This window comes from Streptomyces acidicola (assembly GCF_009377235.1).
GTDB classification, from domain to species: domain Bacteria; phylum Actinomycetota; class Actinomycetes; order Streptomycetales; family Streptomycetaceae; genus Streptomyces; species Streptomyces acidicola.
The window spans coordinates 1-4,287 of the sequence record NZ_VMNX01000418.1 but is presented as its reverse complement, the minus strand read 5'-3'; the positions used below and the strand labels follow the sequence as shown (position 1 = coordinate 4,287).

Below are 4,287 nucleotides of genomic sequence, written 5' to 3'. Positions count from 1 at the left end.
GTGGCGGTGGTGTGGGGGCAGGGGGCGACTTCGACGCAGTTACCGCCGCCGCCGTCGCTGTAGCTGGACTTGAACCACCGAAGGGTTCCGGTGCCGCTCATCGTTTCTCTCCTGCCAGCCGCTCGATGAGGTTGAGCGAGTCGTCGGGACTCAGGGCCTGCGCGCGGATCTTCGCATAGCGGTGCGCCAGTTGGGACACCTCTGCGGGATCACTGACCAGGATGCCCTGGTCCTCGATCTCCATGTAGACGACGTGCTGGTGGTCCTTGGTCTCCACGAGCTTCATGGGGCCGCGATCGCCAGCGTACGTCCCGCGCAGCCCGCGCTCCAGGGGCAGCACCTGCACGCAGACGTTGTCCCGCCGGGCGTCCTCGGCGAGCGAGCGCAGCTGCCCACGCAGGATCTCCCAGCTGCCGAACGGCCGTCGCAGCACGCTCTCTTCGAGGATCAGCTCGATCATCGGGGCGGGGTCCCGGTCGAAGAGCGCCTTGCGGGCCAGCCGAGCCTCGACCAGTTCCTCGCGCTTCTGCTCGGACACCGGCGGATGACTGCCGCCGATCAACGCCCGTGCGTACTCCTCGGTCTGGAACAGCCCGTCGACAACCAGCGTCTCGTACGAGCAGATCGTGACCGCCCCGGCCTCCATCTCCGAGAAGCCACGGAAGCGTGCCGGGTACTTCTCCAGCAACATCCACCTGCGCGCCTTCTGGAAGACGCCCAGCCCACCCCCGATCACCTCCTCCAACTTCACCAGCATCTGATCACTCGCGGGCTGCGCACACGTCTCCATCGCACTGATGGCGGACCCCGTGTAGCCGGTCTTCTCGCCCAACTCCTCCTGCGACAGCTGCTGTTGCTCGCGCAACGCCTTCGCGAGGGCGGCGATCAGATACGCCGTTCCGCTCGCCTCCGTCTTGTTCCCCGCTCGCGCCATACGGTCACCCCCGAACTCAATGGAACTCAACCGAACTCAACCGGTCTCAACTGACCCGTGCCGATTTCCGACCGTAGTCGACGGTTGACACGGAGTTATGGACGACCGTAGCCCGACCTGCGGAGACTGGCTCCGTGAACACAGAAAGTGACCTGGATTGGATCCCTCGCGCGGGTATCCAACTCCGAAAGGCGGGCGTCCAGTTCGACGCCGTGCGCATGGACGGCGACCACGGTCGGGCCCTCGCTGACCGGCTCGCCCGGATGACCGGCGGCGTACCTGGGTCGATCGTCGAGGAGGCGAACGGCCGCCGTGCCGTCTACTTCCTCGTCCCTGTCGGCAGTACGTCCCACCGCGCATGGCCCGACGGCGTCACCCGCCTCACCGCCGCTCCGAACCGCATCTCGTACATCCCGGTCCCGGCCCTCGACGGCCTCACCTGGCCGCTGACTTGGCGTTATCGCCCGACGACCGGCGACCACCTCGTCCACGCGCGGCTCCTGCACGCCGCCCTTCACTCCCCGGAGTGAATTGCGTGAACATCCGCCCAGCAAAAGCCCGTTCCGAGTTGCGCTCGTCGCTCTGCGTGGCCATAGAGTCACGCCAGCAAACGAAATTGCCCCCGCGGTGCGCCAACACCCGGGGGCTCGACACCCGGAGCTAGACCTCCAGATGCGTACTCATGGTACGGCGCCCGCGCGCGCCTTTTCAGGCTTCTCTGCCGCTCTTCTCCGCGACCGGAGCATCTCCTGGTGTGCGGTGAGCGTACTGACGTACCTATTGACCCTCCCGGACCAGGCCCGCGTCACTCTCCGGGCGCTTGCCGAGCACCGCTGGGAAGGGCGGTCGCGGATCGCCGCCGCCCTGCGTGAGCTGGAGGAACGGCGGTATCTGCGGCGGGTGGTGTGCGAGGACGCGAGGACGGGTCAACTCGCCACTGTTTACGAGGTGTTCGAGGCCCCGTTCGACGCCGAACCGCCCATGGGTGAAACCGAAAAAGTTCAGGACTCGCACACGTCGAGCAGGCGCACCAGGCTGGCCACGCAACTGCTCCTCTCCCTCGCCCGGGTCGACTACCGGCTCGCCCTCGGCGCCGCCGAGGCGCGGCATCTCGCGCCGCTCGTCGTGGAGTGGTGGGACCTGGGCGCGACGAGTGCCCAGGTGCGGGCGGCGCTGACGGACGGCTGGCTGCGGCACGTGCCCTCGGCGCGGACCGTCATCGAGGACCGCCTGCGCCGCAGGCGTCCTGTGGCGCCAACAGCGCTGCCGGTCACGACCGTCGAGGTCAGGGGCCGGAGGCGGGGCGTCTGCGCCTGGTGGGCGTTGTTGAAGGGGCGAGCGGCGCCCGCGTAAGTCCATGAAGACTCCCGGCGTACATCCGTGCGGCCGGGTAATCAACCCAGTGGAAGGGTGCAATGACCGCGTTGCTTGAGCGGCCCGAGACGGTATACCGCAGGTATACTGCCCTCATGGCTGACACCACCGTCAAGGTCGACCCCGCTGTCCGTGACCGTCTCATGGTGCTCGCCCGCCAGCGGGGGATGACCATGCGGGACCTCATCGCCGAGCTGGCGGGGGCCACACCGACGAAGGAGGAGCTCCGAAAGCGGTACGAGGAGACGAAGGCGTACTGCGAGACGCACTTCGGTGTGACGCTCACGGACGAGGACCACGACCGGATCGAGAAGGTGTGGCAGGACCTGGAGGCCGGCCGGCCGGTGGACAGCCTGTGAGCGGGGCGAGGACCGGGTCGACCGGTGTCGTCTTCGACGAGTCGGCCCTGCTGGCGCTCGGCTCGGGGAACTTGCTCGCCTCACAGCTCGTCGCGAACACCGAGCACGGGCCCACACGCCACGTGTTCGTTCCGGCGCTCTGCCTGGCTGCCGCCGACGGTATGCGCAAGGGGCTCGCCGAGCACATCGGGGCCCTGCCCGCCGTCGAGATCGTCGAGCTCGATTTCGCGGGCGCGTCCACGGTGGGTGCGCTGCTGCGGGACGGGGTGGAGTGGCGGCTCGGCCACGCGGTCCATCTGTCCCGGCCCACGGTCGACTGGCCGGACGGGCGGCGCGTCCTGACCGTCGACCCTGATCTGTACGCCGAGATGCCTCTCGTGCGGACCATCAGGTTGCCGCGTCAGCGCCGCCCGGCCCAAGACGAAGGGCGCCCGCCGAGCGGGCGCCCTTCGTGCGGAGCGGAGCCCTGGGCCTAACAGCCCCTCGTCCACGTGTGGGAGCCGCCCCGGTCGTTCGCGCCCGCGTTGTAGCCGATCTCCTGGCCGGGGGCGAGGCAGAGGGTGACGCGGCCCGTGAGTTCGCGGCCCGAGTAGATCTTGACGTGGTCGGGGACGCCGGGGCCGGAGACGCCGTGGTTGGCCCACGAGGAGTCGTAGTGGTACATGTCGCCCTCCCACCAGCGGTCGTCGCCGCTGTGCTCGATCTTCAGGCCGTTGAAGTCGGCGTCGGTCCAGACGCAGAAGTAGCCGCTGCGGCAGGGCGCCGCCTGCGCGGTGGCCGACGTGGCCAGGACGGCGCCCGTGGAGATCAGGGCGGCGGCGAGGACGGCGGTGAAGCGGTTCATGCGTGAGTGGTTCCCTTCGGTGACGGGTCGGTGCCGGTGGCGAGAACGGTCTTCGCGGACTTCAGGGCGCGGGCGCGCAGACGGCGCCAGTCGGCCAGCTCGGCGCGGTGCCGGTGGCGGACCTCGGCGAGGGTGCTGTGGGTGTGCGCGGCCTCGGGGCGGAGGTTGTTGACGATCGCCGAGGTGCGGAACCAGCGGCGCTGGTCGCCGTACAGCCGCTGCTGCGCGGCGGCCAGGCAGCCGTCGGTGTGGCCGCGGACCACGTAGCCCGTGGGCAGGCGCACGGACAGCTCCGTCCTGCCCGCGCCGAACAGGGCGTCCGAGACGCGCTGTTGATCGGCGGCCGGGGCCGGTCTGCTTCCCGGCTGCGGAGGTGTGAGGCCCTGGCGTCTGAGGCAGGCGTCGATGAGGTGCCGGGTGGCAGCCTTGATGACGTCGTCAGCGGCCGGGCGGGAGGGCGGCGGGGCGCTCGTGCAGGCGGTCAGGCCGCCGGTGAGGAGCAGGGTACCGGCGGCGAACGCCGCGGTGAGGGTGCCGAGTCGGCGCATGAGGAGACCCCGCAGTTACGGAAGGTGACGGCCTGGTGGCCGAGATCTCCCCTGCGTTTTCCCCAGGTATGCGACATGTCCCCCGTTCAGGTGATCAAGGGGCTGCTGTGGATTCGCCGGTGCTCAGCTGAACACGATCATCGACCCCTGGGCCAGGCTCCGTGTCACCGCGGCGTGGAGCCCCAGCCACACGTGCCGTTCCCGGGCGAAGGGGCTGGGGTCGTACGG

General features: G+C 69.5%; 8 protein-coding genes. 4 read left to right on the top strand and 4 right to left on the bottom strand.

Annotated features, from left to right (window positions below):
- Positions 1 to 101: DUF397 domain-containing protein (locus FPZ41_RS45165; RefSeq protein ID WP_152870574.1), on the bottom strand; the 101-nt coding region annotated here is incomplete at its 3' end.
- Entirely contained in the window at positions 98 to 934 is an 837-nt protein-coding gene (locus tag FPZ41_RS45160; protein WP_152870572.1) for a helix-turn-helix domain-containing protein, read from the bottom strand. The genes FPZ41_RS45160 and FPZ41_RS45165, both read right to left, overlap by 4 nt.
- A gap of 134 nt (positions 935 to 1,068) precedes the next feature.
- On the opposite strand from FPZ41_RS45160, the gene FPZ41_RS45155 reads away from it, so the two are divergent.
- The 4 genes from FPZ41_RS45155 (at position 1,069) to FPZ41_RS47650 (ending at position 3,143) form a co-directional block, all read left to right on the top strand.
- Positions 1,069 to 1,464: a hypothetical protein gene (locus FPZ41_RS45155; protein WP_322621545.1), complete on the top strand. Its 396-nt coding sequence runs from the start codon at positions 1,069 to 1,071 to the stop codon at positions 1,462 to 1,464.
- 229 nt (positions 1,465 to 1,693) lie between these two features.
- Positions 1,694 to 2,287 carry a hypothetical protein gene (locus tag FPZ41_RS45150; RefSeq protein ID WP_152870570.1) on the top strand — a complete coding sequence of 198 codons (594 nt, stop codon included), beginning with the start codon at positions 1,694 to 1,696 and terminating at the stop codon, positions 2,285 to 2,287.
- Between the two features lie 116 nt (positions 2,288 to 2,403).
- Complete coding sequence (locus FPZ41_RS45145; protein WP_228023444.1) at positions 2,404 to 2,667, top strand: hypothetical protein; 264 nt, start codon at positions 2,404 to 2,406, stop codon at positions 2,665 to 2,667.
- On the top strand, positions 2,664 to 3,143 hold the full coding sequence (locus FPZ41_RS47650) for a PIN domain-containing protein (RefSeq protein WP_194236450.1): 480 nt from the start codon (positions 2,664 to 2,666) through the stop codon (positions 3,141 to 3,143). The genes FPZ41_RS45145 and FPZ41_RS47650 overlap by 4 nt, the downstream gene beginning before the upstream one ends.
- On the opposite strand, the gene FPZ41_RS45135 is transcribed toward FPZ41_RS47650, so the two are convergent.
- Both FPZ41_RS45135 and FPZ41_RS45130 read right to left on the bottom strand, forming a co-directional pair.
- A complete protein-coding gene (locus FPZ41_RS45135) occupies positions 3,140 to 3,511 on the bottom strand; it encodes a peptidase inhibitor family I36 protein (RefSeq protein WP_152870566.1) in 372 nt (123 codons plus the stop codon). The two genes, FPZ41_RS47650 and FPZ41_RS45135, sit on opposite strands and share 4 nt — an antisense overlap.
- Entirely contained in the window at positions 3,508 to 4,059 is a 552-nt protein-coding gene (locus tag FPZ41_RS45130) for a hypothetical protein (RefSeq protein ID WP_152870565.1), read from the bottom strand. The genes FPZ41_RS45135 and FPZ41_RS45130 overlap by 4 nt, the downstream gene beginning before the upstream one ends.
- Between the last annotated feature and the right edge of the window lie 228 nt (positions 4,060 to 4,287).